Below are 17505 nucleotides of genomic sequence, written 5' to 3'. Positions count from 1 at the left end.
GAATACGCTGAATTACGTCGAATACGCCAAGGTCCCGGTACCGCAGATCATGCGATACCGGGACCTTGTGATTATCGGACTATCCGGACTATCCGGATAGTCCGGGTCCGATCAATCGATCGGTCTCACTCGCTGAGCGCCTTGTCGACCACGGCACCGGCCTCGTCGAGCACCTTGTCCAGCGCCTCGGGGGAGACGAAGGACTCGGCGTACACCTTGTAGATGTTCTCGGTGCCGGACGGACGGGCGGCGAACCAGTTGTCCTTGGTCGTCACCTTCAGGCCACCGATCTTGGCGCCGTTGCCCGGAGCCTCGGTCAGCTTGGCGGTGATGTCCTCGCCGGCCAGCTGCGTGGCGGTTACGTCGCTGCCGGACAGGGTGGCGAACTTCTGCTTCTGCTCGAGCGTGGTGGGCGTGTCGATACGCTTGTACCAGCTCTCGCCGAAGCGCTCCACCTGCTCCTGGTGCAGCTGGGCCGGGTTCTTGCCGGTCTTGGCGGTGATCTCGGCGGCCAGCAGATCGGGGATCAGACCATCCTTATCGGTGGTCCACACACGGCCGTCGCGACGCAGGAAGCTCATGCCGGAGCTCTCCTCGCCACCGAAGGCCACCTCGCCCTTGAACAGCGGGTCGACAAACCACTTGAAGCCCACCGGAACCTCGACGAGCTTGGCGCCGATGGAGGCGGCCACGCGGTCGATCAGGGAGGAGCTCACCAGCGTCTTGCCGATGCCGGCACCAGCCGGCCAGCCGGGACGGTTGCCGCCGAACAGGTACTCCACAACCACGGCGATGTAGTGGTTCGGGTTCATCACGCCCCAGTTCGGGCAGACGATACCGTGACGGTCGGCATCAGGATCGGTGCCGCCGACCAGATCGTACTTGTCCCACGCGCCGGCGTTGAGCTCGTCGACCAGACCCTTCATCGCGTACGTGGAGGAGGGGTCCATGCGGATCTTGCCATCGTGGTCGATGGTCATGAAGCGCCAGGTCGGGTCGACCTCGGGGCGGACCACGTCGATGGACAGGTTGAACTTCTCGTTCATGAGCGGCCAGTAGTTCACCGAGGCGCCGCCCAGCGGGTCGATGCCCAGACGCACGCCGCTGTTGCGGATCACGTCGAAGTCGATGACGTTGCCCAGATCGGACACGTAGTGGTCGCGGAAGTCGAAGCGCTCCACCAGATCGGACTTGACGGCCTGCTCGAACGGCACGCGCTTGACGGACTTGTAGTCGCCGAGCAGCTCGTTCGCACGGGCGGCGATCGCGTTGGTGGTCTCGGCCGGAGCCGGGCCGCCGGTCGGCGGATCGTACTTGAAACCACCGTCGGTGGGCGGGTTGTGCGACGGGGTGACCACGATGCCGTCGGCCAGATCATCGCCGCTGAAGCGCTGCGTGCCGTCGGCCGCGCGGTTGTGCGTCAGGATGGCCTGGGAGACCACGGGGGTGGGGGTGAAATCGTCGCGGGAATCGATGCGCACGCGCACGCCGTTGGCGACCAGCACCTCGATGGCGGTCTTCCATGCCGGCTCCGACAGGGCGTGCGTGTCACGACCGATGTACAGCGGTCCGGTGACGCCGTCCTTCTTACGGAATTCGGCGATGGCCTGCGAAATGGCAACGATGTGTGCCTCGTTGAACGAGGTCTTCAGGCTCGATCCGCGGTGGCCGGACGTGCCGAACGACACGCGCTGCTCGGGAACCGAGGGATCGGGGACGAGGTCATAGTACTTGCCGATGACCTCATCGACATTGATCAGATCTTCTGGGGTGGCGGGAAGTCCCGCGTTTTTAGCAACCATAAGACCATCTTGCCACACAAAACTGCGCAAACGCGTGCACGAAATGAACAATCACTGTCGTGCCGGCGAAGAAAACGGGATAAGTTTGTGGTGGGTCAATGGCGAACACGAGGGAGAAGCGAGGGAGAGCGGACCATGGCGAGCGAACGTGACACGGCGCGGGCGATCATCGCGGCCATCGGGGGAGCGGGCAACGTTCGCGGACTCACGCATTGCGCCACCCGTCTGCGGTTCGAACTGGCCGACGCGACACTAGTCGATCAGGCGGCGATCGACGCCAATCCCGCGGTACTGGCCGGATTCCCCCGTCAGGGCGATCGGTATCAGGTGGTCATCGGCGGTGATGTGGAGGACATCTACCATGCTGTGATGGCGCTGCCCGGCATGACCGATGTCGACGCCGACGACGTCGAAACCGCCGACACGGGAACTACCACAGACGACGTAACGCTCGACGAGGCCGTATCCGACACACCCATCCCCACATTCACCGCATGGCGGGAACGCGGCGCACGATGGCTGACATGGTTCTTCGAATACCTGTCCGATTCGTTCCGCCCGATCATCGGCGTGCTGCTCGGTGCCTCGATCATCATCGCCATCGTCAATCTGGCCACAGCGTTCGGCATGACCGTCGGCGGCGACGATTCGCCCGGCGGGACGTTCATCACCGTGATGTGGAAGGGCGTGTTCTATTTCCTGCCGATCATCGTCGCGTATAACGCGTCGCGCAAGCTCAAGGTCGACCCCTGGCTGGGCGCGATGATCATGGCCGCGTTCATGACACCGCAGTACACGGGACTCATGGATCTGCCGACCGCGTCCTGCTCGGTCGACGCGACGATGGGAATGCGGTCGTGCGTGGTGCCGGTGTTCGGCGTGCCGATGCTGGTGAGCGACTACAGCGGCAACGTGTTCGTGCCGTTGCTGATGGTGCTGGCGCTCGCCGGACTCTACCACGGTCTGCGCCGCGTGGTGCCGGCCAACATGCGCATGGTGTTCCTGCCGTTTCTGAGCATGGCGGTGATCACGCCGCTCACCGGATTCGTGATCGGACCGTTCGGTGTGTGGCTGAGCAACGGCATCTGCGCGGCATTGGCATGGCTGAGCGTGCATGCGCCGTTCGCGTTCGCCGTGCTGCTGCCGCTGATCTATCCGTTCCTGGTGCCGGTGGGACTGCACTGGCCGCTCAACGCGCTCATGCTGATGAACGTGCAGATGCTCGGCTATGACTTCATTCAGGGGCCGATGGCCGTGTGGAACTTCGCCTGCTTTGGCTCCACGGCCGGCGTGCTCATCGTGTCGTTGCGCGAGCATGACAAGGCCATGCGGTCCACGGCGTTGGGCGCGCTCACCGCCGGACTGCTCGGCGGCCTGACCGAGCCGAGCCTGTACGGTATTCATCTTCGGCATCGTCTGATCTACCGTCGAATGCTCGCCGGTTGTGCGGCGGGCGGCGTGGTGATCGGCGTGCTGGGGCTCATGTTCCCTTCGGTCACGCCGTCGGGAACGGTGGTGCACGTGGTCACCGCCAGCGCGTTCGCGTTCACGTCGCTGCTGACGATACCGGTGTTCGACCCGATGTGGGTGTATATGGTGTCGATCGGCGTGGGATTCACGGTGCCGATGCTGCTGATCGTGGCGCTCGACTATCGCACGCCGGAGGAACGCGCACACATGCGTGCGGCCGACTTGGACGCGGATTCGGACGATGACGATACGTCTGCGAACGATGACGATGCAGTGAGCGATGACGATGCAGTGAGCGATGGCGGTGGAACGGCGAAGACCGTCGAGACACCGCCCGCCGAGCCCGTCAAACCTGGCGAGCCCGTCAAACCCGCCGAGCCCATCGAGGACGGTGTCACCCTCATCGGATCCCCCGTGCCCGGCCGCACGATCGCGCTCGACGACGTGGACGACCCCGTATTCGCATCGCGCGCCCTCGGCGAAGGCGTGGGCGTGTTGCCGCCATCCGATCCCGTCAGCGGTGCGGAAACGCCCGTGATCGCACCTGTGTCGGGCATTCTCAAAACCGTGGCCAAAACCGGGCATGCGTTCGGCATCAAAACCGACGACGACATCGAGGTGCTGGTGCATATCGGTATTGGTACAGTGAAGATGCAAGGCACGGGTTTTGCCATGATGGCGTCCAAAGGAGTACGAGTGAGAGCCGGTGATGTGTTGGCGACGGTTGATTTCGGCCGCATCGTCGAGTCTGGATGCAATGCGGTGACGGTGATGACCGTGACCAACAGCAGTCGGATGGCAACGGTCTCGCCGGTACTTGACGTCATGCTGCAACCGGGCGATACGGCGATCAGAGTGGAACGCTGACGGCATCGGATAACGCTGACGATACTGAACGATCAACGACATGCACTGAACGACATGGGATGAAGGGAACAGGGATTCGGTATGGAAATACTTCGCGTGTTCAACAACAACGTCGTGCTCGCCAAGGACGATGACGGTGGCGAGGTGATCCTCACCGGCCGAGGCATCGGCTTTCAGGGCAAGCCGGGCAAAAGAATCGACCCGGCGAGTGTGGTGCGCAAGTTCGTGCCGTCGGATGGGCGCGATCCCGATCATCTGGCGCAGATGCTCACCGACATCCCGCCGGAGACGCTGCGTGCCGTACTGGAATCGATGCGCGAGGCAGGACTGGACGAATCCGAGCTGGGCAGCACCACGCTTGTCGTGGCGCTCGCCGATCACGTGGACAACGCCGTGGCGCGCATCCGCAAGGGCGTGCATATCGCCTATCCGCTGATGGGGGAGGTACGCAATCTGTACCCGCGTGAATACGCACAGGCGCAGGCGTTGCTTGCCGCGCTGAACAAGCGGTTCGGCGGCGTGCTGCCGGACGAGGAGTCGACCGCGCTGACCATGCATCTGGTGAACGCCGGTTTCGCCTCGGGCGATCTGACATACACGTATACGATGACGGGCGTGATCCAGCAGATGCTGGCGATCATCGAGCAGAGCTACGGTGTGAAACTCGACCAGTCGTCGGTGAACGTGGGACGGTTCATCACACATCTGCGGTATCTGTTCGTGCGCATCCATCAGCACAAGCAGCTGGAATCCGAACCTGATCCGATCGTGTCCGCCATCCGGGACTCCTATCCGGAGGCCATGCAGTGCGCGTCGCGTATCGCCTCGGTGCTGGAACTGCGACTCGATGCCGACATCACCGAGGACGAGGTGGCGTATCTGGCGTTGCACGTGGCGCGTGTGGCGGGCAAGGCCGCGTGACCGGGCGGCTCGACGTTCGTTTGATGGCGCTGATAATGCTACTTGTGCTGACTGACGGTCGTCCATCCGTATTGACAACCGCCTGACTGTACTGTGATCATCCGGATGTGACAGGATATTGCCGGAACTGTTCCGGATGGGTCAACAGAAAGGACCGCTATGCTTTCCCGTTCCGTGAAGGTCGGCACTCCGCTCGGACTGCATGCACGCCCGGCCGCGTTGTTCGCCCAGGCCGTGCAGGATTCCGGGTTCGAGGTGCGCATTGCCACGCCGGTCGGAGAGGCCGACGCCGCCAGCACATTGGAGATCATGATGCTGAATGTGGACGGTGGCGACATCGTCACCGTGAGCGTGAACGACGATTCCGTCGAGGCGCAGCGTGCGTTGGACTCGCTGACCGCGCTGCTCTCCAGCGACCTTGATGTCAGAGGGACTCCCAGCGTCTCCTGACGTCAAGGGCAAGCCGGTCGGTTTCGTTCGGTTCTGGTTTGTTCGGTCTGTTGTCAGTCTGCTGACTGGTGTTGTGCGGACTGTTTGTCGGCATGATCGCCGGCGTCGTCCTTGCCGTCCTTGTGTTCGGTTTTCGACGGAACGATATTCTCGGTAGTCGCGGAATTCTCCGCCTTGCCGGTTTTGCCAGCCTTGCCGTCCTCACTCTCCGGCACGTTCACCGGCGCGATCACGCCCGTGGCGTCGGATACGGTCGCGGGCACCTCGGGTACGCGCACGCACAGGGCGCGATGCTGCACGCTGAATTCGATCAGTGACGTCTTGCCCAGAATGTCGCCGTCCACTTCGGCCAGAGCGGGCTTCTCCAGACGAATGCGCGCCCGAACGCCCTGGATCTGATCGACGGACGAGTTCGTTGACAACGGGTTCTGCCCGGGCTTGCCCATGATCGTCTGATGCACCACATCGCCGAACAGGTTCGCCCAGCCGATCAGACCGCCGGTCGTGTCGATCAGTTCGAAGTCAAGGATGCCGTCGTCGTACGCGGCTTCCGGCATCAACGAAAAACCGGGAATCTGGCCGCAGTTGCCGGCCATGAACGTACGGAACGAGATGTTCTTCGACGTCTGTTCCTTGCCGTCCGTGCCGATGATCGTCACATCGCCGTGATAGTGCGGCGTGAACAGGTTCTTCACGCCGCCAACGAAATACGCGAGCCAACTGATGTTCTTCTTCAGCGCGGGGTCGGTGTCGTCGATCATCGCCGCGTCGAAACCGATGCCGGCGATGATCAGAAACGCGTGCTTGCGTTCCGGCTCATCCGAATCCAGCAGCGCCATACGGCCCATGTCGACCTTGCGGGAGCCGTGTGACGTGGCCACGGTGAGTGCGGCCTCCACGTCGCCGAGTGGAATGCCCATATTGCGGGCGAACAGATTGCCCGTGCCGATCGGCACGATGCCGAACGGACGATCCGTGCCGGCCACCGCGCTGGCGGATGTGCGCACCGTACCGTCGCCGCCCACCGCCACGATGGCGTCCGCGCCGCGTGCCATGGCCTCGCGAGCGCAATCGCGTCCGTCCTTGTCGAGCTGTGTCTCCACGATCATCGGTTCGGCAAGGTGATGCGATTCAAAGAAGTCGAGGATCTGCTGCTTGACCTCTTCGGCACCGGGCTTGGACGGGTTGAGAATGAACGCATAATGCACCGGCGCCTTGTCCCTCTGCACGATGGCCGTCGCCAGCCGATGCTTGCGGTACGCCTGCACGGCGAAGAAAACGACAACGCCGATGACGGCGACCACGACGATCACGATAAGCGCGATCCACAGGGGGGACAACGATGACAACATATTCCCATTGTGTTATCCGATCGGCGCGCAAATCCGCAACGGCTCGCAGATTTCTTCCGTTTTCCCACAAAATCCGCTGCATCCAAACGGTGCCCCAACTCGGGCGATACTCGTGCAAATACCGCTGGCGGGCCGAAAAATCAACGGAAAGAGCGTTGCTGTCCGTGTCTCATGTGGGCGTTAACGTAAGCCGTATGCTTGATATTCAATTCATCCGTGAACACGCCGACGTTGTCAAGGAATCGCAGCGCAAGCGTGGCGAATCCGTGGAACTCGTGGACGAGGTGCTGCGTTCCGACACCGCCCGTCGCGAGGCGCTGAAGGAATTCGAAGCCGCCCGCGCCGAGCAAAAGGCCATGGGCAAGAAGGTCGCCTCCGCTCCGGCCGACCAGAAGGCCGCGATCATCGCCGAAACCAAGGAGCTGGCCAACAAGGTCTCCGAATACAAGGCCGAGGCCGACAAGGCCGCCGAGGAATACACCTCCGCCATGTGGAAGCTGTCCAACATCGTGGAGCCGGAAGCCCCCGAAGGCGGCGAAGACGACTACGTGGTCGTCAAGAAGATCGGCACCCCGCGCGACTTCGAGGCCGAGGGCTTCGAGCCGAAGAACCACCTCGACCTCGGTGTGGGCGTGGCCGGCATCGACATGCGTCGCGGCGTGAAGGTCTCCGGATCCCGCTTCTACTTCCTGCGCGGAGCCGTGGCCCGCATGGAGATCGCCATGCTCACCATGGCCGTGGATCAGGCCGAGGAGAACGGCTTCATCACCACCATCACCCCCACGCTGGTGCGTCCCGAGGTCATGGCCGGCACCGGCTTCCTCAACGCGCACGCCGACGAGATCTACCGTCTGCGCGAACCCGACGACGACTACCTGGTCGGCACCTCCGAAGTGGCGCTCGCCGGTATGCACGAGAACGAGATCCTGAATCTGGAGAACGGCCCGTTGCGCTACTGCGGCTGGAGCTCCTGCTACCGTCGCGAGGCCGGTGCCGCCGGCAAGGACACGATGGGCATCATCCGCGTGCACCAGTTCAACAAGGTGGAGATGTTCGTCTACTGCAAGCAGGAGGACTCCCGCGCCCAGCATCAGGCGCTGCTCGGCATGGAGCAGCAGATGCTCGGCAAGATGGAGCTGCCGTACCGCATCATCGACACCGCGGCTGGCGATCTCGGCTCCTCCGCGGCCCGCAAGTTCGACTGCGAGGCCTGGGTGCCGACGCAGGGTCGCTATCGCGAGCTCACCTCCACCTCGAACTGCACCGAATACCAGGCCCGCCGCCTCAACATCCGTGAGCGCACCGAGGATGGCTCCACCCGTCCGGTGAGCACGCTGAACGGCACGCTGGCCACCACCCGCTGGATCGTGGCGATCCTCGAGAACCACCAGCAGAAGGACGGCTCCATCGTGATCCCGCAGGCCATGCGTCCGTACATGGGCGGCCGCGAGGTCATCGAACCCACCTCCTGGGAAGCCTGATTTCGCATAGCCGATTTGCGTAAAGGTGGGGATTCCCCAGTCGGGGGAGTCCCCACCTTTTTGTCTGGTTGTCTGTACGGAATGCGACCGGCTCAGGTCGCTGTCGAACCGTCGGATGACCGTTTCTGCGCAAGCGCTGGTTCCGTTGTCTTGGCTACGACGGGGCCGGCGTTTTTCTTGTCAGGAGACAGCGTTATTTTTTACGTGTCCCTATAGGATGATCTCCGTTCTCAATCGCATGGACGGAGACGTATGTGGAAGAGATCACCATATGACGCAGGAGTCGAAACTCGCCAGCCAGAAGAACGTCAAAAGCGAATCCTCCCGTGCGGCTGTTCAGTCCGCATCGGCCGCCGGCGCTCCGGCTCTGCGCGATGATCGGTTCTTCACCCTGCCGGTCATCTCCCTGATCGCCATGAGCTTCATGCTCGGCATGAGCGAATTCATCGTCGTCGGCATCCTGCCCGACATCGCCGAAGGTCTGAACGTATCCCTGACCACCGTGGGCGGACTCGTCTCGCTGTTCGCCTTCGTCTACGCGCCCGCTACCCCGATCGGCGCATCGATCAGCTCCCGGTTCGAACGATTCCGCACGCTGCTGTTCCTCGCCATCGTGTTCCTCATCGGCAATATCATGTGCGCGTTCGCCGTCGGCTACGGCATGCTCGTGACCGCACGAATCGTGATCGCACTGATCTCCGGCACCACCGTGGCCGTATCCATGACCTTCGCCGACGACGTGGCCACACCGAAGAACCGCACCAAATTCGTGGCCTGGGTGTTCTCCGGATTCTCCATCGCGTCCGTGTTCGGCGTGCCGATCGGCACATCCATCGCCAACACGTTTGGCTGGCGATGGGCATTCCACGTCATCAACGTGCTCACCGTGGCACTGATCGTGCTCATGTGCGTCGTATTGCCGAAGAACCACTACGGCCCCAAGTCGCGGTTCCTCGCCCAGTTCTTCATCTTCACCGAGAAGCGCATCTGGGGCGGCATCCTCGCCGTCGTGTTCGCGGCCGCTGCCAGCTACGTGTTCTACACGTATCTCACGCCAATCCTCGAACAGGAGATCGGCATTCCCTCGCAGTACATCTCGGTCGCGCTCGCCGCATACGGTCTGGCCTGTCTGGCAAGTAACCTGTATGGCGGCAAGCTCGGTGACCGTGGCCGTGGCGTGGTGCCGCTGGTCAAGGGGCGTCCGATCTACCTGATCCAGGCGGTGTTCATGGTCGCACTGCCGTTCGCCGTGCTCAACCCCATCATCGGGTGCGTGGTGCTGCTGGCCCTCGGTTTCCTCATGTATCTGCAGAACACGTCGTCGCAGGTGCTGTACATGGACGTGGCCGCGGCCACCCATCCCGGATCGCTGAATCTCGCATCCTCATTCAACTCGATGTCGTTCAACATCGGCATCGCCTTGGGGTCGGCCGTCGGCGGTCTGGTGACCGACCACATCGGCATGCGCTGGCTCGGCCCGTTCGGTGCCATCTTCGCCGTCTGCGCGTTCCTCACCGCCGTGTGGCTGAACGTGGACCTCAAACGCCGCGAGGCCGCCCAGAACAAGTGAGCGAACACCGATCGGTTTGGCGAACCGGCCGCTTTGCATTATGATGGTTCGCGTGCTTTTGCGTTCGGGGAACTCCCGCTCGCAAATTCCGTGGACAGATGTCTGAGCGGTCTAAAGAGACGGTCTTGAAAACCGTTGTGGCGCAAGCCACCACGAGTTCGAATCTCGTTCTGTCCGCGATCGGGCTCCTTGGTGATTGCCGAGGAGCCCTTTGCATATGCGCTGTGCTACACGTCGCTGCACGTCGGTCAGCCCAGTAGTCGCATCGAACGACTCACCCAGTCGAGCAGCCAACGATACGGAGCATTGAGATCATGATCGGCGATCGCAATACGAATCGAGTTGTCGTCGATACTCAACTCCATCATCCGGGCCTCGTCGTCATGCCCGTCGCGTACGCACACCTCCAGCAGATCGCTCTTCGTCGGCAGGAACCGCCCCGTCCGCAGATACTCGATGATCTGCAGGGAGAAGAAGAAATGCTTGTACGCGGCATGCAACGTCTCCACGCAGGATTCCAGATCATCGCCATGACGCAGAAACGCATTGTTCGTCAGATGATACAGACTCGCCAGACTGGCCTGCGCGCCCAGCACGGTGTCACGCGGCTCCATGCTCGGCAGATTGTTCTCCAGACTGCCATACCACGTTTCCGTGCCCTGTGCGAACTGAAACAGCTCATACATCGGCCAGTGCGCCAGCTGCCGCCGGCCGGACGCGAACATCACCACGCGCTCGCCGTACGGCAGATCGCGGATCACCCGTCGTAGCGTCGACAGGTCGTCGATATCCATGTCGTTGAGAATGACGAGCAAATCGATGCTGCTGTCCGGATTGGCCTCGCCGCGCAGATAACTGCCCTGCAGCCCCACGCATCGCAACGAATCGCCAAAGGCATCACACAGCGCGGCCACCACCTGCGGTCGCCACGTGTACAGATCGATCAGACTTCGTCTCATGAGGCCAGTCTAGGCCCGGCGTGGCATGACGGTGCGTGCTAGTGTCGCCGATATGAGTGGGAACAATCATGATCGCGACGGATTGAACGTCGTCTTTGACTTCTGCGACGTGCTGCTCAACTGGGATCCCCGGGGTGGCACGTATGATCTGCTGACCGCCGAGTTTGGCATCGACGCCTGGCGGGATTTCTACGATGAGGATGCGCCGTACGGCATGTGGCATTACGACGGTCTGCTCGACGGCGGTCTCGACCCGGCCGAGGCGGCGGCCGACTACCGGACGCATCATCAGGGCGAGCCGTGTGAGCGCATGTTCGACGTGTATTACGCGCATCGTGAGCAGGCGTTCCGCGGCATGATCACGGGCATGGATACGCTGCTTGTCGATCTTGACCGTCGTGGCGTGCCGCTGTGGGGATTGACGAACTTCACGCAGGACGCCGTGGACTACGCGATGGGGAAGTATCCGTCGTTGCATCTGCTGCGTGACGTGGTCGTCTCGTCCACCGAACGGCTGAAGAAGCCTGATCGTCGGATCTATGAACTGGCCGCGGAACGATTCGACATCGATCCCGGACGGTCCGTGTTCATCGACGACAAGACATGGAATGTGCACGCGGCGCAGGAGGCAGGATTCCGTTCCTTCGTGTTCACCAACGCGCTTGACGCGCGTGCCCAGCTTGCCGGGTTCGGCGCGTTCTCCAGATGAGAAGGGTTACGGGGGCGCAATCCTCAACTACTTGATACCTGACTATCTGCGCCACAGGCGGCGGATCACATCGTGCCAGACCACATGGGCGGTGGTTGCGGCCGTGAGCAGGGCCGCCGCGAACACCTTCGGACGGCGCAGCTGATTGCGTACCGAAGCGCCATCGGTCATGAGATGATCGCCGATGAACACGCGCAGCTCGTTGTTGCTGTGGCGGCCGATCAGTTCACCGAACGTGAGCATGCGGGAGTCGTAGGCGGCCGGATCGTCCTCGTGGAACACGAACAGACGAATGCCGCGCAATGCCGATTTGGGGCCGTATGATTCGAATCCACAGGTGGGAGCGTAGCCCAGATCCATGCCGTCCACATGGCCGATGAAAGCGTTCTTGTGATCGTGGCCGGTGAACAGGGCGAAATAGCCGCCGGCGTTGCGCATGGCGTCCACCTCGCCGCAATCCTCATCCGGGCATCCGATCGATTCGCCGAGTATCGCGCCGGGACGGCAGATGGACTCGTCGATCACGTAGCAACGGTGGGCGAAGGCGCGCGTGCCCTCCACGGCGTTGGGCGTCCACGCGGGAACCTGCCTGAGACAGCGGTAGAACTCCTGCGGGGGAATGTGCTGGAACACGATGGACGGTACCGGCGCGTTGTCGCCATTGGCCTCGCCCAGATGACGCTGCACGTCACCGAGCCACTGCAGGGCCTCGGGGCTGGGGGAGCCGTAGCCGGCGCTGTCGGCCAGATCGATGGTCCTGGAATGCCGGGCGTAGAGCTCGTGAGTGAAGGAGTGCAGGGCCTGCGGAGTGCCTTCCATGTAGGAGGCGGGCTCGCCGTCCTCGTCCCCGGCCTTGCCGGCGTAGTCGCCGGAGTTGACCATCATCACGCTCATGGCGATGCGATCGCTGCCGTCCGATGCCGCGATGGGCAGGGCGAACGTGCCGGGCTCGCAGGTCAGCGGGTCGCCGTTTGCGTTCGTGTTGGTATCGGCTTTCGGATTGATTTTCGGATTGAGGCAGCCGTCGAACTCGCGGTACATATCATCCTGCTCGTCCACGAGAATGCCGCACTGGAAGTCATGATTGCCATACGTGGCCGCGAATGGCACATGCGCCTCGATCGCAGGCGACAGGAACGATGCGAAGGTGCGACGAACCTTCTGTCGGGTGGCGTCCATGGCGGCGGCCAGCAGCGCCTTGTGATCGGCGGCGTCGGCGTCCACATCGGGGCCGGACTCGTCCATCGGCGTGATGCCGCGTACGCGGGCCTCAAGTTTGGTCACCGAACGGATATGCTCGCCGGGCTCATCGTCACGACGACGCAGGAACGTGTCAATGTAGGCGGGATCATATCCGCGGATCTGATCGCCGGTGAGCACGATGAGATCGGGATCTCCTTCCGCGATCGCCGCACGAATCAGGCGGATAGTGTCCTCATTGACGTCAGGACCGTCCTGAATATCGGCCATCTGCAGCACTCGGAACGTGCCGTTTTTACGAAATCGAAGATTCATATTTATCCACTGTATTACGGGGGTGACGGAATATAAGGCTGTGCGCGAAGTCGAAAGCTGCTGTTTGCCTTCCATACACATTCAAAAAATCACACAACTGCAATGTACGCCATAATGACCGTTGGAATCCCAATGCTCCAATTTGGGTACATTGCAGTTGTGTGATTTTTTCTCCGTTAGATGTTGCGATCGGACGCCCAACGGATCAATTCGGCCCGATTCGACAGCTGCAGTTTGCGCAGCACGCGCGAGGCATGGGTTTCCACGGTCTTGATGGAGATGAACAGCTTGGCCGCCACCTCCCGATACGTGTAGCCGCGGGCGATCAGACGCATCACCTCGCGCTCGCGGGGAGTAAGCTGGTTCAGCTCGTCATCGTATTCAGCGCGGTGTGTGGACCCCACGTTGGCCGTGCCGTTGGACGATCCGGGATCGCCGGCGCTCGCCGCTCCGGCCTGGAACATGGACAGCACGAATCCCGCCAGCTTTGGTGAGAACACCGTGTACCCCTGCGCCACCTGATGAATCGATGAGATCAGATCCATACGCGAGATCGTCTTGGTTACGTATCCCAACGCCCCGGCACGAATCACCGAGCCCACATCTTGGGCGGAATCCGACACCGACAGCGCCAGAAACGCGGAATTCGGCGAGGCTTTGCGCGACTTCAGAATGATCTCCGCGCCTCCGCCGCCCTCTCCTCCCGGCACGTGCACGTCAAGCAGCACCACATCCGGTCTGGTTTGCGTGATCATCGCCACCGACCCCTCCACATCCGCAGCCTGACCGACCACATCGAACCGATTGCCGAGAATCGTGATTACGCCGGCTCGAAACACCTCATGATCATCCACGATGGCCACGGTAATGTGCTCATCGGGCTGAGTGCTGTCCATCATTGCCTCGGACATCGTCGTCACCCTTCCTCCCATTCTTCGTGCGGTTCATGATTCCGCATGGTTCCGCATGATTCCAGACGATCCTGTGCGTCCTTCACGACAGTCCGCCGACAATCGGCATATGCATATGCACTTCGGTGCCCAGCCGGGCTGACGAATCGATATCCACATGCCCGCCGCGCCGACGCACACGGCCCACAATCGACTCGCGCACCCCCAGCCGGCCTTCCGGAACCAGCGACGGATCAAAACCATCACCGTGATCCTTCACATACACATCAACGCCGTCGTCCATCACCTCACAGTACACGCTGATCGGCGGCCGGCCATGACGGCTGGCGTTCGTCAACGCCTCACGTGTCGCCTCCAGCAGAGCGGTGAGCGACTCATCGGGATGCGCGTCGCCCACGGTCACGGTCTCGATCGTCGTGCCGGTGCGAGCCTCCATATCGGCCACCACGTCCTTGAGCTCCGCGGCGAACGACTGGGTCGCCACCGCGCGCTTCTGGTACAGCCAGGAACGAAGTTCGCGCTCCTGCGCATGGGCCAGCTGCCGCACGATCGCCGGATCGTCGGCGTTCACCTGAATCAGCGACAGCGTCTGCAACACACCATCGTGCAGATGCGCGGCCATGTCGGCGCGCTCCTCCTCGCGCTCCTTCGCCGCGCGTTCATCGGCAAGACGACGGGTCATTTCGGCGATACGAGGACGGATCATCATCGCGCCGGCGGTCATCAGCATGATCACGCAGACGATGATGCGCAACGGCATGCCGCGGGAATCCTCATACCCGATCGACGAGGCGAATGCCAGCAACGCCAGCATCAGGAACGAACATCCGGTGACCAGACTGATCCTGCCGGAAGTCCGCGGATACCGGCGAAGCGACCAGTCGGCGAGCACGCCCGTGGCCGCGAACAGCAGCGTCAGCACGGGCGACGATTCGTGAACCAGCATGCCCACGATCGCCGACACGGGAATCAATGCCGTGTAGGTGGCGACGACCACTGAAATCGTGGATGCGTCGTGCAAAATGTCGGCGAATGATCGGGCACCTGCGCCTGCGCTCACGCTCGACGGTTCGTCCATCTCAACGATCCGCGCGTTGCCCCTGGCCAGTGGCAGTTGCGTAAAGTCCGGCGGCTCGTGTGAGGATGCGCGCGGATCGCCACGCGGAACGAACGCCCACAGAAACACATACAACACCAGGCTGAAACCAAGTACCGGTGCAAGCAATACCATCAGCGCGCGTACCAGCGGCGTGGGCAGACCAAGGTGAGCGGCCAGTCCCGAACAGACGCCACACAGCAATCCGCCGTGCCTGCGGTCGGGACGCAGCAGCGGTGCGGACGCGAGTGTCAGGGGCATCGCCGTTTCGTTGACGGTGTTGCCCAGCCCATCGTCGTCCCGCCCATGCTCGGCGGCCAGTCGGAGGGCATCGGCTCGCGGCATCACACGCATCGGGGAATTCCATACGATCATCATGATTCCAGTCCTACCGTAGTCAACGTCAGGCCATGCCGATTCTCCGCCGATGTCAGGCAAAGATCAGGCGATCATGACCAAATGTCAGGCAAAGATCAGGGCGAACCCTCATAGACGAGTGATACGGGAGCGTGGTCTTATAAAGGTATGAACAACGACAAGACAACGAACTCAAAGACGGCCGGAGCCGCGACCGGGAAGCGTCCCGGGACGTCGGCCTCCGATACATCCGGTATCCATCATGCCGGCGCTCGCAATGATGACGCTCAGACCGCTGCATCGTCGCAGTTTGCGCAGCATAATCCCCCCAAACAGATCCGATTCTTCCGCTGGGTGCGGGCCAGCGCGGTGGAGCGCTCGCCGTACCGGTGGGTCGGCGGCGTGTGCAGTGGCATCGCCTATCGCATCGGCGTGAGCGAACTGCTGATCCGCGCCATATTCGTGGCGGCCTGCTGTTTCTTCGGCGTAGGCGCGGCAGTGTATGCGCTGGCATGGCTGATTCTGCCGGACGGGCGCACCGGACGCATTCTGCTGCAGGACTTCGGTCATGCCAAACTGTCGTGGCCATTCGTCGGCGCGAGCGCACTGTTCTGGACCGCGTTCATTACGGCGTGCAGCCTGCCGTCATCGCTGATGGGCGGGGCGGTCCGCGGCATGAGCGGATTCTGGATGTTCTGCATCGCCACGGCAGCGCTGCTGATGTTCCTGAACTGGAGTGGATCGCACGCGCAATATGTGGTGGTGCCGTTCAGTCGGATTCGTCCGGTTCCGGGTGAATTTGTCGGCAGTGCTGGCAACGGTGATGACAGTGTTGATGACGGCGTTGATGACGGGCGACCCGCCTCGGCGGTCTCATCCGTCCCGATTCCCGTCACGAACGCTGACCCGTCGGCTGGCTCGTCTCCGATGACATCTGCGGCCGCGTCGTCTATGATGCCGCGCCCGACCGTCCGGCGTGCTCCACGTCGACGTCCCGCCGGATTCATCGTGGTCGGCGTGACCTGCGGCCTTCTGCTGATTTCGCTGGCCGGCGTACTGCTGACGAACGTCGTTGCACAGACGAGCCAGCAGGATGCCATCCGCAATGTTCTGCTCTGGGTGTGCGCCGCTGCGCTCGCAATGGGTGCGACGCTGGTGGTGCTCGGATTCCTCGGCCGCAAGTCCGGCGGACTGTTGCCGATCGCCGCGCTGTTCCTCGTCGCCGTGACGGTGCTGTCGATGTCCGGAATCATGTATGCCGGCACGTTTTCCGCCGATGAATCGCACTATCCCGTTCGGAAAACAGTCTCTTCGAACCTTGAGTTGGGGTCCGGCGACGATCAGATACAGATGTATCGTGACGGTCTGACGTTAAGCGGCGAGCGCTCCTTCAATCTGTCCAGTCGCGCGACGATCAATCTCAGTCAATTGCAGGAATGCCCGACCGGTACCATTCACCTGCACGTGGAATATGCGAAACTCGTGGTGCGCATGCCCAAGGGATGCAGTTTCCTGCTGGGCAACGAATCGATGGGGTACATGACCGGTATCGATGGCCTGCAGGGTCTGTCCTCGAGTTCGCCGTGGCTGAGTCGATTCACGGATCACTCATACGATGATCTTGCCAGCGGCCAGGTGTCCGCTGATGCCGCGGGTTTCCAGTCTGACGGTGTTGACGGCGTCGATAGCGCGGGCAGCGCCGACGGTGCCGATAGCGCTGACAGTGCCGATTCGAACGGCGAGTATTCCGATGGGGACGCATACGATCTGTCGTCGGACAACACCTACTGGTCCTATGACGACACCAAACTGCTCAAAATCGACGCATCCATTCACTTCGCCTCGGTCGAGGTGATCGCCCCCAAGTCCTGATTTGCCCTGATTCCCGTCCTGATCGTGCTCGCGAATTCGTGCGTTGCATGCAGTCGTTTCGTGTTCACGGACGACAACTGCAAACGCACGATCACACAGCCGATCGCACGATGACGCACATCATCACATACCCAATTGCACACCATCAATCGTTCGAATTGCAGACAACACAC

At 62.1% G+C, this 17505-nt stretch carries 13 protein-coding genes and 1 tRNA gene; 8 read left to right on the top strand and 6 right to left on the bottom strand.

Annotated elements, in window-relative coordinates; genetic code table 11:
- Positions 1-125: 125 nt before the first annotated feature.
- A complete protein-coding gene (gene pgm, locus EP30_RS05975) occupies positions 126-1802 on the bottom strand; it encodes a phosphoglucomutase (alpha-D-glucose-1,6-bisphosphate-dependent) (RefSeq protein WP_094664328.1) in 1677 nt (558 codons plus the stop codon).
- A 135-nt stretch (positions 1803-1937) separates the two neighbouring features.
- On the opposite strand from pgm, the gene EP30_RS05970 reads away from it, so the two are divergent.
- The 3 genes from EP30_RS05970 (at position 1938) to EP30_RS10910 (ending at position 5510) form a co-directional block, all read left to right on the top strand.
- The gene (locus EP30_RS05970) at positions 1938-4139 is read left to right on the top strand and encodes a glucose PTS transporter subunit IIA (RefSeq protein WP_140556965.1); all 2202 of its coding nucleotides are present in this window, start codon (positions 1938-1940) and stop codon (positions 4137-4139) included.
- Between the two features lie 81 nt (positions 4140-4220).
- Positions 4221-5060 (top strand): PRD domain-containing protein, encoded by an 840-nt coding sequence (locus EP30_RS05965; protein WP_181160817.1) that lies wholly within the window; start codon positions 4221-4223, stop codon positions 5058-5060.
- Positions 5061-5219: 159 nt separating this feature from the next.
- Complete coding sequence (locus EP30_RS10910) at positions 5220-5510, top strand: HPr family phosphocarrier protein (RefSeq protein WP_181160816.1); 291 nt, start codon at positions 5220-5222, stop codon at positions 5508-5510.
- A gap of 53 nt (positions 5511-5563) precedes the next feature.
- On the opposite strand, the gene EP30_RS05960 is transcribed toward EP30_RS10910, so the two are convergent.
- On the bottom strand, positions 5564-6862 hold the full coding sequence (locus EP30_RS05960) for a diacylglycerol kinase family protein (RefSeq protein ID WP_140556963.1): 1299 nt from the start codon (positions 6860-6862) through the stop codon (positions 5564-5566).
- A 194-nt stretch (positions 6863-7056) separates the two neighbouring features.
- Here EP30_RS05960 and serS point away from each other — a divergent pair, with 194 nt between their 5' ends.
- The 3 genes from serS to EP30_RS05945 all read left to right on the top strand — a co-directional run bounded on the left by serS (position 7057) and on the right by EP30_RS05945 (position 10090).
- The gene (gene serS / locus EP30_RS05955) at positions 7057-8343 is read left to right on the top strand and encodes a serine--tRNA ligase (protein WP_094664318.1); all 1287 of its coding nucleotides are present in this window, start codon (positions 7057-7059) and stop codon (positions 8341-8343) included.
- A 415-nt stretch (positions 8344-8758) separates the two neighbouring features.
- Positions 8759-9913 (top strand): MFS transporter, encoded by a 1155-nt coding sequence (locus tag EP30_RS05950; RefSeq protein WP_245819381.1) that lies wholly within the window; start codon positions 8759-8761, stop codon positions 9911-9913.
- 92 nt (positions 9914-10005) lie between these two features.
- Positions 10006-10090 (top strand) — tRNA-Ser (locus EP30_RS05945).
- Positions 10091-10161: 71 nt separating this feature from the next.
- On the opposite strand, the gene EP30_RS05940 is transcribed toward EP30_RS05945, so the two are convergent.
- A complete protein-coding gene (locus EP30_RS05940; protein ID WP_140556960.1) occupies positions 10162-10872 on the bottom strand; it encodes a nucleotidyltransferase family protein in 711 nt (236 codons plus the stop codon).
- Between the two features lie 52 nt (positions 10873-10924).
- Here EP30_RS05940 and EP30_RS05935 point away from each other — a divergent pair, with 52 nt between their 5' ends.
- On the top strand, positions 10925-11581 hold the full coding sequence (locus tag EP30_RS05935; protein ID WP_181160815.1) for an HAD family phosphatase: 657 nt from the start codon (positions 10925-10927) through the stop codon (positions 11579-11581).
- A 42-nt stretch (positions 11582-11623) separates the two neighbouring features.
- On the opposite strand, the gene EP30_RS05930 is transcribed toward EP30_RS05935, so the two are convergent.
- The 3 genes from EP30_RS05930 to EP30_RS05920 all read right to left on the bottom strand — a co-directional run bounded on the left by EP30_RS05930 (position 11624) and on the right by EP30_RS05920 (position 15481).
- Complete coding sequence (locus EP30_RS05930) at positions 11624-13096, bottom strand: metallophosphoesterase (protein WP_140556954.1); 1473 nt, start codon at positions 13094-13096, stop codon at positions 11624-11626.
- 176 nt (positions 13097-13272) lie between these two features.
- Positions 13273-14007 carry a response regulator transcription factor gene (locus tag EP30_RS05925; RefSeq protein WP_258185390.1) on the bottom strand — a complete coding sequence of 245 codons (735 nt, stop codon included), beginning with the start codon at positions 14005-14007 and terminating at the stop codon, positions 13273-13275.
- A gap of 82 nt (positions 14008-14089) precedes the next feature.
- Positions 14090-15481 carry an ATP-binding protein gene (locus tag EP30_RS05920; protein ID WP_140556952.1) on the bottom strand — a complete coding sequence of 464 codons (1392 nt, stop codon included), beginning with the start codon at positions 15479-15481 and terminating at the stop codon, positions 14090-14092.
- A 147-nt stretch (positions 15482-15628) separates the two neighbouring features.
- Between EP30_RS05920 and EP30_RS05915 the strand changes: the two genes are divergently transcribed.
- Positions 15629-17332 (top strand): PspC domain-containing protein, encoded by a 1704-nt coding sequence (locus EP30_RS05915; protein ID WP_140556950.1) that lies wholly within the window; start codon positions 15629-15631, stop codon positions 17330-17332.
- The last annotated feature ends 173 nt before the right edge of the window (positions 17333-17505 follow it).

It is taken from the genome of Bifidobacterium sp. UTCIF-39 (assembly GCF_006408715.1).
Taxonomy (GTDB): Bacteria; Actinomycetota; Actinomycetes; order Actinomycetales; family Bifidobacteriaceae; genus Galliscardovia; species Galliscardovia tissieri.
This window is presented reverse-complemented; position numbering and strand designations above follow the sequence as displayed.